Source organism: Burkholderiales bacterium (genome assembly GCA_035560005.1).
Classification (GTDB): Bacteria; Pseudomonadota; Gammaproteobacteria; order Burkholderiales; family Eutrophovitaceae; genus DASRFY01.
On the sequence record DATMAN010000101.1, the window covers coordinates 178,040 to 195,231 of the forward strand.

Sequence of the window (17,192 nt, forward strand, 5' to 3'; positions counted from 1 at the left end):
GCACCGGCTGGATGAAGTAACAGCATGTTACTCCGGCGCCACACGCCTGCAAAGGCGAAACGGCCGCGGCCGGGTGGTGTGTCTCGCTGCTCAGCTTGGGGGGCCAGCGACTTTGATGACCACCGGAGGCTTGACGGGCAGGACGCGGCCCATCCGGGCGCGCTTCAGAAGGTAGTGCGCCAGAGCCTCCCGCTCCAGGACGATTTCTTTCTCCTTGCCGCCGCGTGAGCCGCCTTTGACGACGAGCCTCGGCTGGTCCGAGATCGCGACCGTGTTCAGCCTGTCGTTCTCGTCCAGTCCCATCACGACCATGCCGCGCCCGCGCGGTTGATATTTCAGTTCCGCGATCGCAAAGAGCAGCAGCCGTCCCTTCTCCGACAGCGCGACGACGAAGTTGCCCTGGGATTCCCGATACACGAACGGCGCAACCGGAGTCTCGCCCTCTTCCAGCGTCATGAACTCGCGCCCGGCCTTGCGGTTGGACATCATGTCCGCAATCCGGGAGAGAAACCCGTAGCCGCCGGTCGAAGCCACGATCACGCTGCTTTCGGGCTTGCCCGCGAGGCAGTACATGATGTGGGCGCCGTCCTGCACTTCCACCAGCGAGGAAGCCGGCACGCCGTCGCCGCGCGCCGGCGGCAGCTGTGCCGCGTCCACCGTGTAGGTGCGGCCCTTCGAGTCCAGAAAGATCACCGGGTCGACGGTGCGGCAGCGCGTGAGCGAGAGCAGCCCGTCGCCCTCCTTGAAAGATAGGGTCGCCGGGTCCACCTCCCATCCCTGGCGCGCGCGCACCCAGCCCTTTCTCGAGAAGATGACCGTGATCGGTTCGTCGACGACCGGAATCTCGATGACGGCCTTCTCCGACTCTTCGATCACCGTGCGGCGCTTGTCGCCGAAGGTCTTGGCGTCGGCTTCGATTTCGGAAGTGACCAGCTCCTCCAGCACCTTCCTGTCCTTGAGGATCTTCTCCAGGCCCTTGCGCTCCTTGTGCAGGTCCTTCAGTTCCTGTTCGACCCTGATGTGCTCGAGCCTGGCCAGCTGCCGCAGCCGCATCTCCAGGATGTCGTCGGCCTGGCGCTCGCTCAGCTTGAAGGTGCGGATCAAGTCGACCTTCGGGTCGTCGGCGTTGCGGATGATCCGGATCACCTTGTCCACGTTGAGCAGGACGAGCAGGCGTCCTTCGAGCACATGGATGCGATCAAGCACCCTGTCGAGCCGGAAGCGGGTCCTGCGCGTGACGATGGCGAAACGGAAGTCGAGCCACTCCGAGAGGATCTCCTTGAGGTTCTTGCCGGTCGGCCGTCCGTCCAGTCCGACCACGACCAGATTGACCGGTACGTTGGTCTCCAGGCTGGTCTTGGCCAGCAGCAGGTTCACGAACTCCGTTTCGTCGATTCTAGAAGTCCTGGGCTCGAACACCAGACGTACCGGATGGGCACGGTCCGACTCGTCGCGCGCGCGGTCCAGCATGGACAGCATCAACTGCTTCTCGCGCTGCTGTTCCGCAGTGAGCGACTTCCTGCCGGGCTTGGGTTGCGGATTGGCAATTGCGTCGATCTCTTCCAGCACGCGGCGCGCGGAGGCACCGGGCGGCAGCTCGGTCACCACCAACTGCCATTGGCCGCGCGCCAGGCGCTCGATCGTCCACCGCGCCCGCACCCGGACGCTCCCGCGGCCGCTGGCATAGGCCTCCACCAGCTCGTCGCGTGGCGTGATGATCTGGGCGCCACCGGGAAAGTCCGGCCCTTTGACATGGCGCAGCAGCTGGCGCACCGACAGGTTGCGGTCTCGGATCAGGGCCACGGCCGCGCTCGCCACTTCCGTCAGATTGTGACTCGGGATTTCGGTCGCCATCCCGACCGCGATGCCCGAAGCGCCGTTTAGCAACACCACCGGCAGCCGCGCCGGAAGGACCTTCGGCTCGCGCACGCTGCCGTCGTAGTTGGGAATGAAGTCCACCGTACCCTGGTCCAGCTCGGAGAGCAGTACCTCGGCGAACTTCGTGAGCCGCGCTTCGGTGTAGCGCATCGCGGCCGGATCGTCGCCATCGCGCGATCCGAAGTTGCCTTCGCCGTCGACCAGCGGATAGCGCAGCGTGAAGTCCTGAGCGATTCTCACCAGCGCGTCGTAGACCGACGCGTCGCCGTGGGGGTGATACTTGCCGAGCACGTCACCGACCACGCGCGCCGATTTCTTGCGCGGTGTACCGGCAGCGGCCCCCATCTCCCACATCGCGTACAGAATGCGCGACTGCACCGGCTTCTGGCCGTCCGCAACCCGCGGAAGCGCGCGGTCTTTCACCGTCGCGATGGCGTACTGCAGGTACTGCGCGGATGCGTAAGCGCCCAGCGGCAACCTGTCTTCGAAGCCGCCCGAAGCCGGTGCGAAATGCGGCGGCAGCCTGCTTCCGCCGTTTCCGTCCTTCTCGGGGGCCGGCTTGGCCCGCTCCTTCTTCTCCGCAACCGCGGCGGCGCCGTCTCCAAACAAGTCGGGTTGATCTGCCATCGTCCTGTCCGTGTGATTCAGGTTGCGCTCGGCGCCAATCAGGAGATGTCGGCCTCGACCAGATTGCCGTAGGTCTCCATCCATTCGCGGCGCTGCGGGGCGTTCTCGCGCGCCATCATCATGTTGAAGACGTCGCGCGAAGTTTCGAGCCCGCCGTCCAGCGACACCGGCAGCACGCGGCGGGTGTCGGGGTTGAGCGTGGTCTCCCACAACTGCTCCGGGCTCATCTCTCCCAAGCCCTTGAAGCGGCTCACCGTCCACGTGCCTTCCTTGACGCCTTCGTCCACCAGCTTTTCCTCCAGCGTGGCGAGCTCCTGCTCGTCCAGGGCGTAGAGCTTGCGCGCCGGCTTGTTCTTGCCGTGCGCAGGCACGTCGATGCGGAACAGCGGCGGCTGCGCGACGTACACATGGCCGTTGGCGATGAGCCTGGGAAAATGGCGGAAGAACAGCGTGAGTAACAGCACCTGGATGTGCGCGCCGTCCACGTCCGCGTCGGCCAGGATGATGATCCTGCGGTAGCGCAGTCCCGACAGGTCGACGTTGTCCTCGAACTTGTGGTGATCGACCCCGATCGCCAGTGCGATGGCCTCGATCTCCTTGTTCGAGTAGAGCGTCTCCGGCGAATCCTGCCACGTGTTCTTGGGCTTGCCCTTGAGTGGCAGGACGGCCTGGAACTCCTTGTCGCGCGCGGCCTTCGCCGAGCCGCCGGCGGAGTCGCCCTCCACGATGAACAGCTCGTTGCGCTCCGGATCCTCCGACGCGCAGTCAGTGAGCTTGCCCGGCAGCACGGCGACGCCGGAGACCTTGCGCCGCTCGACCTTGTGCGCGGCGCGGCTGCGGTTCAGCGCCTGTTGGATCACGAGTTCGGCGATCCGCTTGCCCTCGTCGACGTGCTGGTTGAGCCACAGCTCGAACGGATCGCGCACCATCTGACCGACGAGTTTCACCGCATCGCGCGAGATCAGCTCGTTCTTCACCTGTCCCTTGAACTGCGGGTCGAGCATCTTGACGGCGAGCACGTAGCTCGCGCGCGACCAGACATCCTCGGGTACGATCTTCAGGCCGCGCTGCCCCATCGCGTGGATGTCGATGAAGTTCCTGATCGCGTGATAGGCGGCCTCGCGCAGTCCGGCGACGTGGGTGCCGCCGAGCCGGGTGGGAATCATGTTGACGTAGCTTTCGCTGAGCGGATCGCCCGCGGCGGTCCAGGCGATCGCCCACATCGCACCCTCGCCTTCCGCGAAGCTGTCCGACTCGGACTGCACGGCGATGTAGCGTTCGCCCAGGAAGGCTTCTGCGACCGGTTCGTGGCCGGCGATCGCCTCCCCGAAGTAGCCGCGGATGCCGTCCGGAAAGTGCCAGGTCTGGGTTTCGATCTTGCGGCCCTTCTGGATGCCGAGCGTGAACTTCACGCCCGGCAGCAGCATCGCTTTCGCGCGCAGCAGGGCGGCTAGGTCTGCCACCGCGATCTTCGGCGAATCGAAGTATCTCGGATCCGGCCAGAAGCGCACGCGCGTGCCGGTGTCGCGCGGGCCGATGTCAGCGACCTTGCGCAGAGCCTCCTTCACCTTGCCGTTGTCGGCGAACACGATGCGGTGCAGGGCGCCGTCGCGCCTGACCTCCACCTCGAGCCGCCTGGACAGGGCATTGCTCACGCACACACCCACGCCGTGCAGTCCACCAGCGATGCGGTAAGCGGCATCCCGGTCGGTCTTGCGGAACTTGCCGCCGGAATGCAGCGTCGTGAAGATGACCTGCACCGCCGGCACATTCTTTCGCGGATGAATGTCGACCGGAATTCCGCGGCCGTCGTCCTCCACTTCCGCAGAGCCGTCCTCGTAGAGCGTGACCCGCACGTTCCTGGCGAAGCCGGCCAGACCCTCGTCCGCGGCGTTGTCGATGATCTCCACCAGCGCGTGGTTCGGATTGGCCGGATCCGTATACATGCCCGGCCGATGCAGAATCGGCGAGAGATCCTCGAGGATCTCGATGTCTTCCGCGGTGTAGGTTTTCTTGCCCATCTCGATCAAATCAGCGGCACGCACCGCACGGCGCATGACGGCGCAGAGGGGTGCGGGACCGGAAACAGGGGGGACGCCCGCCACCGGATCCGACAACACGACATGCAGATCCGTTCGAAGACTTGCACGACCGGCAGGCGGCAATTCACGGCGCGTATTGTAGTGAACTCGCGATCGGGCCGCGATCATCGCGCCTTCAATAGTGCTCCTCGGGACGCGAAGTCGCGACCGCCGTCTTCGCGCGGATGCGGGGCACGGGACGCGATGGGCTTTTCGGATGCAGCAGCGGGATCTTCAGAAACTCCTCCTGCATGAAGTCGACGAACAGCTTGACCTTGCGCGACAGCAGTCGCGCCGAGGCATAGACCGCGCTGATACGCACCGGCGCCGGACCGAAATCGGAAAGCACCTGCACGAGCCTGCCCGACTCGATGTCCTCGCGCACCAGAAACGCGGGGATGTTGGCGATGCCGATGCCCTCCAGGGCGGCCGCCCGGATGGTGAGGCCGCTGTTCGCGCGAAAGTCGCCGAACACGCGCACCGGTTGCAACCCGCCCGGCCCGTCGAAATGCCATTCGTTGCCGAACAGGTAAGTGTAGGTGATGCAGTTGTGGTTCTTCAGGTCGGCCGGCACCTTCGGCCAACCCTTCGCTCCGAGGTAGGCGGGAGAGGCCACGCACACGCGCGCGCTGCTGCCCACGTGCCGTGCCACGAGTTGCGAATCCTGCAGCTCGCCGAAGCGGATCGCCACGTCAAAGCCCTCCTGGATCAGATCGACGTAACGGTCGTTGAGCGAGAGCTCGATGGCGAGCCCGGGATACTTGCGCCGGAACTGAAAGGTCAGCGGCAGCAGGTAGAGCTGCCCGAATGCCACCGGCGCGTTCACGCGCAGCGTGCCCGTGGGCCGGTTCTGCAACTCGGAGACTTCGGCCTCCATCTCCTGGACTTCGTCGAGAATGCGCTTGCAGCGCTGGTAGTACTCGCGCCCGGCGTCGGTCAGCGAAAGCTTGCGCGTCGTGCGGTTCAGGAGGCGCACGCCCAGCTTTTCTTCGAGGGCCGTCAACTGCTTGCTGACGGTCGGCTGGATCATGTTCATTTCCCGCGCCACCGCCGAAAAGCTGCCAGCCTCCACGATCCGCACAAAGAGCTGCATCAGGTGAAACCTATCCATGGAGTCCCGTAATTCGAGCGTCCAAAGGCATAAATAATAGGTCAAAGCGCAAAAGTCTCAATGCGCATGCATGAAATCGGCTTAAAGAGGCAGTGACAGCGACTGCGGCCGACAGCCAAAGGCCCCGCTCGGCGCTGCGAGAACGCTCGGTCCTTAAGGCCGCGCGCCGCCAATCGGGGTTTTCATTCGACGGCGGGCTTTCTGGTCGCTGGCCGCCGCTCGCTTTGCAGTGCCGGCGCGGCGCCATGGCTTCATTTGTCGGTCGGTGGGCACCGCGCCGGTCTGGGGGGTTTCGGACGATATCCCGGTCTCGGCTACCTCGCGCAGCAGCCATTCGACGAATTGATTTGCTTCCGGGAGGGATTGGGCCTGCGGCGCGATGATTGCGAAGTAACTCCGGTTCGTCGGGAAGGTACGCGCAAAGGGCATGACCAGTTCACCGCGCGCGAACAGGTCCTGCAGGACAGCCCGGATACCCAAGGCAACCCCCTCACCGGCGACGGCCGCGCGGATGGCGTGGTCGAGGTGGCTGAAATGCAGCGCGCCCGCCGGGCGCAAGTCGGGTATGCCGGCAGCTTCGAGCCAAGTCGACCAGGCATGCCACGGCAGCCGATGCAGCGGCTCGTCGTAGTGCAGCAGGACATGCCGGGCGAGATCCTCGGGACGCTTGAGCAGCCGCGCGGGATCCGCCGCGACCCGCGGCGCGCAGACCGGGACCACTTCTCCACCGAACAACTTGACCGCGCCGTCAGGTACCGCCTCGGGTGCGCAATAACGCACCGCCACGTCGATGGCGTGGCGCTCCAGATCCAGCAGCTCACTGGTGGCGGACAGGCGTACGTCCACATCGGGCCGCAAAGCCCTGAATCGCGGCAGACGAGGCACCAGCCAGAGCGCGCTGAAGGCGATCGAGGCCGTGACGTTGAGTACGGGAGCGCGCTGCGTTCGGCGCGCTCGCTCGATCCCTGCGCTGATCTGCGCGAGCGCCGCGCAGACCGATCGATAAAGCGCCTCGCCCGCCTCGGTCAGCGCGAGGCCACGGCTTCTGCGAATGAACAGCCGCACTCCGATGCGCTCCTCCAGGGTCTTGATCTGGCGGCTGACCGCCGACTGGGTCAGGAACAGCTCGGAGGCAGCCTCGGTGAAACTCGATTTGCGCGCCGCCGCTTCGAATCCGCGCAGCAGATCGAGCGATGGGGAGGACGGGGCTGGTTTACGCATTCCTCTGGCTCATGCAAAGGATTCCAAAATATCGTTTGTCGTCACAGCTGACCGGGCGAACAATGGCCGGCGTCATGATTTTATGGAATAGCTTGAACGTCAAGCAGGAGGCCGTTCATGGATATCGCCTTGATCGATACGAGGCTCTCCCTTCCACGTGAAGGGTTGATTGCGCTGCGCCAGGCACGCGGTGCGCGGATCCTCTGCCTCGCCGGTTGTCTGTGGATCACTCAGGAAGGCAACTTGAAGGACGAGGTGCTTCGTCCGGGTGAATCCCTGACGGTGCAACGCGACGGGCTCACCCTGATCACCGCCTTGACCCCTTCGAGTGTGCGGTTGTCGGACCGCAGCGGCAAGCAATGCCCAAGCGCCTGGCCTGCCTGGCTCGGAGCGATGAGCGGGCGTCTGCGTCGCTGGTTTGGCGGGATGGGCACGCGTAATCCGCGTCCTTGCTAGCCATGGGCGGCACATACCTCGCAACCGCATCGCGTCTTGTGCGCAGGCCCGACCCTGGCATCGTTTTTCGCGCCGCAGGCTCGTACGATCGCGCAGCGGTGGCTTCGTTCATCGCGCGGCTCTCGCCGGAATCTCGCTACCACCGCTTCCTGCACGCGCTGCGCACGCTTCCGGACGCGCTGTTCGATGGGATGCTGCGGTTCCACCCGGCGCGAGCAGTCACCCTGCTCTGGTTCGATGTCGGGGCTGCGGGCGAACTGGTCGGTATTGCGCAGTACGCGGCCACCTACGAGCCCGGGCAATGTGAAATCGGGATCGTCGTTGCCGAGGCATGGCAGCGCCGGGGCTTGGGCTCGCTCATGCTGGACGAGCTGGCCCGAATCGCGCTTCTGGCCGGTTTCCGGTCCGCAACGGCCGAGACGTTGACCGAAAACGTCTCTGCGCTGCAAGTGGCGAGGCGTTGGGGCGCTCAGCTCGCCCTGGTGCCGGGAAACGCGCAACTTATGGCGATTCGCGCGCCGCTCGACCGGCGTGCGGGCCCGTCGCTCACGGGTACCCCACCCGATGCCCGCGTCTACTCCCGGAGACCCGGGCCGGGCTCGCCGGCAAGAACTCGTGGATAAACGAAATCGTCGATATCGATGAGGGCCCTTTCGTCGAGCACGCGCGCAGGGCGCACGACGCCGCAGGGTTTGGAGGCATCGCTGTGCGGATCGTTTCCGATCAAGCGAGGCTATCGCGTCCCATCGTGCCGCCGGGGGCAGGCGCGCATGGCCGTACCACAACGGTGCTCGCCTGCGCAGCGCCCGCAGGCCGCCGGCGGGCGCGTTTCTTCGAAGCCCGCGTGCGGCGCGAAAGCACCGTCGACAACTGGCCAAGACTGAAGCCGCCGAGCGGGAAACGGTCGCGCGAACGGACCCGTCAGACCGCGCCGGCCTCGCGCAGCAGATCCGCGATGGCTTCGGCGACGCGGCGATAGCCCTCGGCGTTGGGATGAATGGGATCGGATTTCAGCCGATTGTCCTTCAGCACGTCGTTGAGCACTTCGTCTTCCAGAGGCAGTGCGAAGTCATCCGCGATGCGCCGGTAGAAGGACGCCGTTCCTCCGAACAGCGCGGGCTCGGGAACCGCGATCATGACGACCGCAATTCCGCGGCGCCGGGCGATTTCCACCATCTTGCGCAGATTCGACTCGATGGTGGCCGCGCCGACCTTGCGCAACATGTCGTTGCCGCCCAGGCACAGCAGGAGGATTCTGGGCTGATGCTCTTCGAGCACGGCGTCGAGCCGCGCGAGCCCGCCCGTGGTCGTTTCCCCGGGCACGCCCGAGGCCACGACTGTGCGCCCGATCACCCGGGCGAGAACCTCCGGGTAGCTTTCCTGCGGCGCTGCTCCGGTGCCGTAAGTCAGGCTGTCGCCGAAGGCTAGAACCTTGTCCTCCGGTCCCAGCCGTGGCAGCGGCGGAACTTCGCGCCCACAGGCGGCCAGAACGCTCAATGAGACGACAAGCGCGAGGCTGCCCACGCGATGTCGAACGCGGCGCATGTTTCGATTCATCCCCGAAAGCAACGGGCCGACCCGCAAGACGACAATGCAGCAGGAGAATCCCGGAGCGACATTTCCCGAACGAGGTCCCCTGCTTCACTCGCCGGCGACGGTCATCCTTTCAAGCAAGATCGAGCCGCAGCAGCGTGATCCCCGCACCAGCACGTCGGTGCCGATGGCGACGATGTGCCGGAACATCTCTTCCAGATTTCCGGCGACGGTTACTTCCTGGACCGGATAGGCGATCTCGCCGTTCTCGACCCAGTAGCCGGCGGCGCCACGCGAATAGTCTCCCGTGACCAAGTTGACGCCCTGCCCCAGGAGATCGGTGACCAGCAGCCCGCGCCCCATTTTCCTGAGCAGCGCCGGGAAATCCTCGCCGGTGGACTCCATGATGAGGTTGTGATTGCCGCCGGCGTTGCCAGTGGATTTCATACCCAGCTTGCGCGCCGAATAGGTGCCGAGAAAGTAACCCTGGACCGAGCCACCGCTGACCACTGCGCGCAAGCGCGTGGCCACGCCCTCGTCGTCGAAAGGACTGCTCGCCAGACCGCGCGGCACCGTGGGATCGTCGATGATGCGCACGAACCGCGGAAACACCTGCTTGCCCAGGCTGTCGAGCAGGAACGACTGCTTGCGGTACAGATTGCCGCCGCTTACCGCCGCCACGAAATGCCCGAGCAGGCTGGAGGCCACCGTTGCCTCGAACAACACCGGCACCTGGACCGTGCCGATCTTGCGCGCGCCCAGACGGCGCGCCGCGCGGCTGCCCGCCTTGGCGCCCACCTGTGCCACGGGCTCCAAGTCGCAGGCCGCGCGAGCCACCGAATACCAGTCGTCGCGCTGCATGTTGTCGTCCTTGCCGGCGATGACCGCGCAACTCAGCGTATGACGGGAACTCGGATATCCGGCCAGGAAGCCGTGGGTATTTCCGTACGCGAAGTGCGATTGCTGCGCCGATACCGTGGCGCCTTCGGAATTGCTCACGCGGGGGTCGGCGTCGAAGGCCGCCTGCTCGCAGCGGCGGGCCAGATCGATCGCTTCCTCGACTTCGATCGGCCACGGGTGAAACAGGTCGAGATCGGGGAACTCGGTGGCCAGCAGCTCAGGGTCCGCGAGTCCGGCGAACTCGTCCGATGCCGTGAGCCGTGCGATCGACAGAGCGGCCTGCACCGCGGTGCGAACCGCCGCGCCGCTCAGATCGGAGGTACTGGCGTGCCCGCGCTGCTTTCCCACGTAAACGGTGACGCCAAGCCCCTTGTCGCGGTTGTATTCGATCGTCTCCACCTCAGAGCGGCGCACCGTCACGTTCTGCCCGGTTGCCTCGCTGGCCTCTGCCTCGGCAGCCGTCGCGCCGCGAGCAACGGCGTGCGCCAGCGCATCGCGCACGATCTCCTTCAGTGCGTCGAGGGAGTAAGCAAAGCTGTCACTTGCCGCTCGTCGTTCCATGGGCTCCTGCGGACCCTGAAAATCCAAGGCGGCATGGACTCGATCCACGCCGCCTCGGTTCGGTATCATACCACCCGGCTTCTCGCTCTCCGGACATGGACCCGCTCGCCGAAATCAGCAAGACGCAGCGCAAGCGCGAAATGCACGCGCTCCAAGCGCTCGGAGAGGAACTGGTTGCGCTGTCCGCCGGGCGCCTTGCCCGCATCGCGCTGCCCGAAAGGCTGCGCGATGCAATCGTCGAAGCCAGACGCATGTCGAAATGGGGTGCGCGCAGGCGCCAACTGCAGTACATCGGGCGCCTGATGCGCGAAGTGGACGCAGGCGCGATCCGCGCCCAGCTCGGGGCGTGGAAAGACGCGGCCGCGCGCGACACCGCCGTGCTGCACCGGGCCGAGTACTGGCGCGACCGGCTGCTGCAGGAGACTTGCGCGCTGGCCGAACTGCTCGAGCGCCATCCCGATGCCGATGCACAGCGCGTGCACACCCTGGTGCGCAACGCCCGGCAGGAAGCGACGTTGCTGAAGCCGCCAAAAAGCGCGCGCGCGCTGTTTCGGTTGCTGCACGAGCTTTTCTCCAAGGCGGATTGACCGCCTGCCGTTGTCCGTACCACGACCCATCCAGAAATGGCTCACACCGAAGACTTGATCATCGGCCTGGTCTCCATCAGCGACCGGGCATCGAAAGGTGTCTACAAGGACGAAGGATTGCCGGCGCTGCAGGAATGGCTGAGCGACGCCGTGATCAATCCGATCAGGTTCGTTTCGCGGCTCATTCCCGACGAGCAGCCGGTGATCGAGGCGACCCTGAAGGAGCTTGCGGACCGGGAAGGCTCGCATCTGATCCTGACCACCGGCGGGACCGGCCCGGCGCCGCGCGACGTCACGCCGGAGGCCACCTTGAACGTGGCGCACAAGGTCATGCCGGGCTTCGGCGAGCAGATGCGCCAGATCAGTCTGCACTTCGTGCCCACTGCCATCCTGTCGCGCCAGGTGGCGGTCATTCGCGGCGGCTGCCTGATCATCAACCTCCCCGGGCAGCCCAAGTCCATCCGGGAGACGCTCGAAGGGTTGAAAGACCCCGAGGGCAGACAGATCGTGCACGGGATTTTCGCAGCGGTGCCGTATTGTCTCGACCTGATCGGCGGACCGTACGTCGAGACCCGCGAGCACATCTGCAGGGCGTTCCGGCCAAAATCGGCCATTCGTCCCAAACCGGCCCCCGCCTGAGGCAAGGCGCGACCTTCTTGACGATCGGGCGCCGAGCCGAGACGATCGCAGCCAGAGCCAGAAGATGCAGCCCGCCACCACCCAGTCCTTGCTTCCCGCCGTCGAGATCGAAACCCGGTCGCGGCCCAGCCATGCGGTGATCTGGCTGCACGGCCTGGGCGCGGACGGCAACGACTTTGTCCCGGTCGTCGATGCCCTGCCGCTACCCCGCATCGGCATCCGCTTCGTATTCCCGCACGCGCCCATGATGCCGGTGACGATCAACGGCGGGTTCGTGATGCGCGCTTGGTACGATGTTCTCGACGCCGATTTCAGCCAGCAGGACGAACGCGGTATCCGAGCTTCCCAGCGGGCGGTGGAGGCGCTGATCGCGCGCGAGACCGAGCGCGGCATACCTGCCTCGCGCATCGTTCTGGCCGGGTTCTCGCAGGGCGGGGTGATGACCTTGCACGTAGGTTTGCGCTACCCGAAGAAGCTCGCGGGCTTGATGGCGCTGTCCGCGTATCTGCCCCTGGCCAATACCGTGGAGAAAGAGCGCAGCGCCGCCAACCGTCCGGCGCCGATCTTCATGGCGCACGGCAACCGCGATCCCATCATTCCCATCGAGGCCGGCTGGTCGGCCCGTGACCAGCTTCTCGGGCTCGGTTATGCCGTGCAGTGGCATGAGTACGACATGCCGCATTGCGTCTGTCCCGAGGAGATCCAGGACATCGGCCGGTGGCTGCAGAAGGTGCTGCTTTAGGGCACGGCGCTTACCCGTGCTGGGCGATTCGAAAGTGGGCGATCTCGTAATCGCCGCCGCTTTCCGTCAGCAGCTGCGGTTCGAGCAGATACTCGCGATCGTAGATCTGCATGGCATAGGTCGCCTGCGCGGAGAACGTCCCCGCCGGCAGCAACAGCGTGACTTCGCCGTGGCTCACGCTGTCGCCAACGTGGGATGGCAGCAGCACGGCCGCAACGGCCGGCACGGACTCGGCCGGCCGCAGCAGGGCCACGACCCGCGCCCCGCGCCCGATCAACTGCACCCCGACGTAGCGCTGGCCATCGTCGCGCGCGACCAGCCGGCGCACGACGCCCACCGCCCAGATGCGACTGTCGACCGCACGCGCACCGAGCAACGCGCCCACGCGCACCCAGTGGGCCGCGCCGCGCGGCAACAGGGCACCGTAGCCGCTTTCGCTCTCGTTCTCCACCGTCCAGGTCTCGCTGCTGTCGTCGAGCGCGAGGTCGACCGCCGATTCCGCTGATAGCTTGTTCAAGAGCTGTTCGTAGCCGCTCGCCACCAGGATCTTCGACACCGCGCGCTTGCGTTCCTCGGTGCGTCCGGGCCGCCGCGCCCACCAGTAGCGGGTCAGGTGCTCCAGTACCTCGATCACCTCGCCCACCCGGTTCACGTCCTGCAGGGACAGCTCCGCGGGAATCGCTTCTTCGGAGGCGATCGAAGCCGACAGCGCTTCGAGAACGGCCACCGCCTCGCCCGGACCGAAGAAGCGCATGCCCAGCCGGACCCGCATGCCGGGCACGAATCTCGAAGGCGGCGCCCCGCTCTCCAGATCGATGAAAAAATGGCAGCCGCGCGACGGGTAACGCTGGAGTTCGAAACGGCCGGAGTACTGCGCGACGATCCGCTCCGCGATATCGAGCGCCTTCGGCGACAGACTGTCGGCCGCCGACATCGCCAGCATCAGCGGCTTGAGAAATTCGCGCTGCAGCGTGGTCTCCACGCCTTCATAGGGCTGGACCCGGGTGGCGGCAATGCCCCGGTCCTCGGCGCAGGCCCACAATCGGGTCAGCGTGAACCACAGTTCTTTGTCGACCGGCGCGTAACGCAGCAGCTGCCATTTCAGGCGCAAGCCGGTTGCTCTCAAGGCCCGTGCAAGCAGCGTCGGGACCTTGTCGCGAACCTGCGTCCATCCGGGGCAGTAGGTCTGGAAGTCGCGGATGACGTCGAGATAGGCGGTCCAGAGCCGCTGCAGGTAATCCGTCGCCGAAGCCCACGCCTGTTCGTCGCCGGATGACTGTGAGCGATCGGCGCCGGCGAGAAATTCGCCTTGCAGTCGATTGAGCCAGTCGCGCCCGCTGCGGTCGAGCAGATCGACGATCTCGATCCGGCGCGCCAGCGCCAGTTCCGGCGAGGCGCTCGACAGGGCCTCGAGCCACGCGCCCAGACCGGCAAGCGCCTGATGCGGATCCTCCGGCAGCGCCGAAACGAGATCGAGCGCCGCATGCTGGTCGGCCAGGGGATGCGCCGCGCTCGTTGCCGGGGTACCGTCGGCCATCGTCGGTCCTCTCGCTAGCCCTCGTCGGTCGATTATATCCGCCGCGTGGTGGCGCGCCGCTGTCAGTCGGCGGCGAACGCCTCGCGCTGCGCGCGCCGCGCGGCGCGCCGGCCGCGTCGCACGTCGATGCCGGCGAGAACCAGCAAACCTGCAATGAAAAACACGCCAACCGTGAGGAGCGCGCGGCGATGATCGCCGCCGCTCAGCCAGGAGACCACGCCGTAGGTCAGCGGCCCGAAGATCGAGGACAGCTTGACCGCGAGTCCCCACAGGCCGAAGAACTCCGCGCGGCGCTGGGCCGGGGAGAGATAGCCGATCAGAGCCCGCCCCGCGGACTGGCTGGCACCAAGGCACAGGCCGGCGAGGTTGGCCGCTATCCAGAACAGCCCGCGAGTCTGTGCCGCCCAGGCCACGGCGATCGTGATCAGCCATCCGAGCAGGGTCAGCGCGATCGTCGCCTTGTGTCCGAGCTTGTCCTGGAACTGCCCGAAGGCGAGTGCGCCCGCCATCGCGGTGACGTTCACCAGCAGGACCAGCAAGATGGTTTCCCGGCTGCCGAAGCCCATCGCTTCCTGCGCGTAAATCGCCGCGAGCGCGATCACCGATTGCACGCCCGCCTGGTAGAACAGGATGCACACCAGGAAGCGCATCAGGTCCTGATAGCGGCGCGCGTGCTGGACCGTATCCCAGGTGCGCGCGAATGCGTTGGCGCGTTCGGCGCCTGCCTGCGGCACGGCGCGCTCGCGCAGTAGCACGAAGGTGGGCAGCGACGCCAGCAGGAACACTGCGGAGGTAATCAGCATCGTGACCGGCACGAACTGCGCGGCGCCCTGACCGGCCGCCTGCGCCCAGGTCACATAGGCCAGGCAGGCGGCGAGCGTGAGCAACCCGCCGAAATAGCCCAGCCCCCAGCCCCAGCCGGAGACCTTGCCCAGCGCGCGGCCCTTCGCGATTTCGGGAAGAAAAGCCGCGATCAGGTTTTCCCCGGAACCGTAGAAGAAGTTCGAGACGACCAGCAGCGCGATGCCGAGCGTCAGGTCGCCGGGACCTACCAGCGCCAGGCCCGCCGTGGCGAGAACGCAGCCTGCGGTGCTGAGGGCGAGCAGCGGCTTTTTCGCCGCGTGCACGTCGGCATACGCGCCGAGAACCGGCGCCGTGAGGACGATCAGCGCGTAGGAAAAAGACAGGGCCACGGTCCACGCGAAAGTCCCCCACACCGCGCCCTGCGCCACGACGGCAACGAAATACGCGTTGAATACTGCGGTGATGACCACCGTGGTGTAGCCCGAATTCGCGAAGTCGAACATCGCCCAGGCCCAGACCTCGCGCGGGCGCACGTCTTCGTGCAGCGACTGCCGCTTCGTTCGGATCTCCATCGTCGGATCGCGCAGCGGACCGGTTGAACTGCCGGCTTCCCGGTCCTAGATGACGCCCTTGTTCTTCAGTTGCTGCACCTGCCCGCGCTCGTAGCCGAGGTCGGCGAGAATTGCCTCGGTGTGCTCTCCCAGCTTTGGGCCGAGCCGGCGGATCGCACCGGGCGTGTCCGACAGCCTGGGCACGATTCCGGGCACCTTGAGCGGCTTGCCGTCGGGCAGCGTCGCCTGCGCGATCATGCCGCGCGCACGATAGTGCGGATCGCGCGCAATGTCCGCCACGTCGTAGATCTTTCCGGATGGCACCTCGGCCTCTTCGAGAATCTTCAGCACCGCTTCGAGATCGCGCGCGGCGCACCAGTCGCCGATCACCCGATCCAGCTCCTCGGCACGGTGCACGCGCCCGTCGTTCTTCGCCAGCCCGGGGTCGTTCGCCAGATCGTCGCGTCCGATGGCCGTCATCAGGCGCCTGAAGATCGAATCCCCGTTGGCGCCGACGACGATGTATTTGCCGTCGCGTGTGGTATAGGTGTTGGATGGCACGATGCCGGGAAGCGAAGCTCCACTGCGTTCGCGCACGAAACCGGTCAGGTCGTACTCGGGCAGCAGGCTCTCCATCAGGCTGAACACCGCTTCGTAGAGCGCGACATCGACCACTTGCCCGCGCCCGCCGTTTGCCTGCCGTGCGCGCAACGCCATCAGGGCGCCGATCACGCCATACATCGCGGCCACGGCATCGCCCAGGCTGATGCCTACGCGCACCGGCGGCCGGTCGGGATAACCTGTCACGTAACGCAAACCGCCCATCGCCTCGGCAATGGCGCCGAAACCCGGCCGGTCCCGGTACGGTCCGCTCTGGCCGTAGCCGGACAGGCGCACCATGACCAGCCCCGGGTTGTCGCGCGACAGAACGTCGTAGCCCAGTCCCCACTTTTCCATCACGCCGGGACGGAAGTTCTCCACCACCACGTCGGCGCGCTGGGTCAGACGGCGAACGATTTCCTGGCCTTCCATGGCCTTGAGGTCGACGGTGATGGACTTCTTGTTGCGCGCCTGCACGTACCACCAAAGCGAAGTGCCTTGGTAGAGCTTGCGCCACTGGCGCAACGGATCGCCCCCGTCGGGCGACTCGACCTTGATCACTTCGGCCCCGAACTCGGCGAGAATACGCGTGCAGAAGGGGCCGGCGATCAACTGGCCGAGCTCGATGACCCTGATATCCGATAGCGGACCCATGCAGCGATTCTATCTTGCCGGCACGCCACTCCGCGGCCACACGGGGGGCGATCGCGGCGGGAGGTATTCTTTGAGCCGCGCCGCGCCGCTGCTTGCCGCCGCGTTTCTCATCCTGTTATCGGAGGCCGCAATGTCCGCCTGCCCGGCAGTACTCGACCATGCGATGAAGGATCTGGACGGCAGGCCGATCGACCTGTGCCGGTTTGCCGGCAAGGTGGTGCTGGTCGTAAACACCGCCAGTTACTGCGGTAACACGCCCCAGTACAAAGGCCTGGAATCGCTCTACGAGAAGTACCAGGACAAGGGGTTGGTGGTGGTGGGCTTCCCCGCCAACGACTTCGGCGGCCAAGAACCCGGCAGCGCGCAGGAGATCAAGGAGTTCTGCGAGCTGACCTACGGCGTCCGATTTCCCATGGTCGAGAAGACGAGCGTCGTGCCCGGGAAGGCGAACCCGGTGTTCGCCGAGCTGGCAAGGATGACCGGTGAGACGCCCGAGTGGAACTTCCACAAATATCTGGTCTCGCGCGACGGCCGCCGCGCGTACAGCTTCTCCGCCCGCACCCAGCCCGAAAGCATCCAGGTGCTCTCGCGCATCGAAGAACTTCTCGCCGAGAAACCCTGACCTCTAACGGAGTCGAGGGGGAAGACAACGGGGACACAAAAAGACCAGAACTCGGGAGGCTCGCCGGAGGCAGCGGTCGGTAAAGCCC

General features: G+C 66.0%; 15 protein-coding genes. 6 read left to right on the forward strand and 9 right to left on the reverse strand.

Annotated features, from left to right (window positions below; genetic code table 11):
• Window positions 1-90 precede the first annotated feature (90 nt).
• The 4 genes from parC to VNM24_16930 form a co-directional block, all read right to left on the reverse strand.
• Window positions 91-2,505 (reverse strand): DNA topoisomerase IV subunit A, encoded by a 2,415-nt coding sequence (parC, locus tag VNM24_16915; protein HWQ40263.1) that lies wholly within the window; start codon window positions 2,503-2,505, stop codon window positions 91-93.
• A 38-nt stretch (window positions 2,506-2,543) separates the two neighbouring features.
• The gene (locus VNM24_16920; protein HWQ40264.1) at window positions 2,544-4,526 is read right to left on the reverse strand and encodes a DNA topoisomerase IV subunit B; all 1,983 of its coding nucleotides are present in this window, start codon (window positions 4,524-4,526) and stop codon (window positions 2,544-2,546) included.
• A gap of 196 nt (window positions 4,527-4,722) precedes the next feature.
• A complete protein-coding gene (locus tag VNM24_16925) occupies window positions 4,723-5,697 on the reverse strand; it encodes a LysR family transcriptional regulator (GenBank protein ID HWQ40265.1) in 975 nt (324 codons plus the stop codon).
• A gap of 153 nt (window positions 5,698-5,850) precedes the next feature.
• Window positions 5,851-6,918, reverse strand: coding sequence for a LysR substrate-binding domain-containing protein (locus tag VNM24_16930; GenBank protein HWQ40266.1), 1,068 nt, complete (start codon window positions 6,916-6,918; stop codon window positions 5,851-5,853).
• A gap of 117 nt (window positions 6,919-7,035) precedes the next feature.
• Between VNM24_16930 and VNM24_16935 the strand changes: the two genes are divergently transcribed.
• Window positions 7,036-7,374, forward strand: a complete 339-nt coding sequence (locus VNM24_16935; GenBank protein HWQ40267.1) for a DUF2917 domain-containing protein — start codon at window positions 7,036-7,038, stop codon at window positions 7,372-7,374.
• A gap of 98 nt (window positions 7,375-7,472) precedes the next feature.
• Entirely contained in the window at window positions 7,473-7,997 is a 525-nt protein-coding gene (locus VNM24_16940) for a GNAT family N-acetyltransferase (protein ID HWQ40268.1), read from the forward strand.
• A 298-nt stretch (window positions 7,998-8,295) separates the two neighbouring features.
• Here VNM24_16940 and VNM24_16945 read toward each other — a convergent pair whose 3' ends face one another.
• Together VNM24_16945 and pmbA are read right to left on the reverse strand one after the other, a co-directional pair.
• Window positions 8,296-8,919 (reverse strand): arylesterase, encoded by a 624-nt coding sequence (locus VNM24_16945; GenBank protein ID HWQ40269.1) that lies wholly within the window; start codon window positions 8,917-8,919, stop codon window positions 8,296-8,298.
• 96 nt (window positions 8,920-9,015) lie between these two features.
• On the reverse strand, window positions 9,016-10,368 hold the full coding sequence (pmbA, locus tag VNM24_16950) for a metalloprotease PmbA (protein ID HWQ40270.1): 1,353 nt from the start codon (window positions 10,366-10,368) through the stop codon (window positions 9,016-9,018).
• A 95-nt stretch (window positions 10,369-10,463) separates the two neighbouring features.
• Between pmbA and yjgA the strand changes: the two genes are divergently transcribed.
• The 3 genes from yjgA to VNM24_16965 all read left to right on the forward strand — a co-directional run bounded on the left by yjgA (window position 10,464) and on the right by VNM24_16965 (window position 12,336).
• Window positions 10,464-10,955: a ribosome biogenesis factor YjgA gene (yjgA, locus tag VNM24_16955; GenBank protein ID HWQ40271.1), complete on the forward strand. Its 492-nt coding sequence runs from the start codon at window positions 10,464-10,466 to the stop codon at window positions 10,953-10,955.
• 36 nt (window positions 10,956-10,991) lie between these two features.
• Window positions 10,992-11,594, forward strand: coding sequence for a molybdopterin adenylyltransferase (gene mog, locus VNM24_16960; protein HWQ40272.1), 603 nt, complete (start codon window positions 10,992-10,994; stop codon window positions 11,592-11,594).
• Window positions 11,595-11,658: 64 nt separating this feature from the next.
• Window positions 11,659-12,336 carry a carboxylesterase gene (locus VNM24_16965; protein ID HWQ40273.1) on the forward strand — a complete coding sequence of 226 codons (678 nt, stop codon included), beginning with the start codon at window positions 11,659-11,661 and terminating at the stop codon, window positions 12,334-12,336.
• Window positions 12,337-12,346: 10 nt separating this feature from the next.
• Here VNM24_16965 and VNM24_16970 read toward each other — a convergent pair whose 3' ends face one another.
• The 3 genes from VNM24_16970 to VNM24_16980 all read right to left on the reverse strand — a co-directional run bounded on the left by VNM24_16970 (window position 12,347) and on the right by VNM24_16980 (window position 16,482).
• Window positions 12,347-13,873, reverse strand: a complete 1,527-nt coding sequence (locus VNM24_16970; GenBank protein HWQ40274.1) for a hypothetical protein — start codon at window positions 13,871-13,873, stop codon at window positions 12,347-12,349.
• A 62-nt stretch (window positions 13,874-13,935) separates the two neighbouring features.
• Entirely contained in the window at window positions 13,936-15,249 is a 1,314-nt protein-coding gene (locus VNM24_16975) for an MFS transporter (protein ID HWQ40275.1), read from the reverse strand.
• A gap of 45 nt (window positions 15,250-15,294) precedes the next feature.
• Window positions 15,295-16,482, reverse strand: a complete 1,188-nt coding sequence (locus tag VNM24_16980; protein ID HWQ40276.1) for a CaiB/BaiF CoA-transferase family protein — start codon at window positions 16,480-16,482, stop codon at window positions 15,295-15,297.
• Window positions 16,483-16,612: 130 nt separating this feature from the next.
• On the opposite strand from VNM24_16980, the gene VNM24_16985 reads away from it, so the two are divergent.
• Entirely contained in the window at window positions 16,613-17,104 is a 492-nt protein-coding gene (locus VNM24_16985) for a glutathione peroxidase (protein HWQ40277.1), read from the forward strand.
• Window positions 17,105-17,192: the final 88 nt, after the last annotated feature.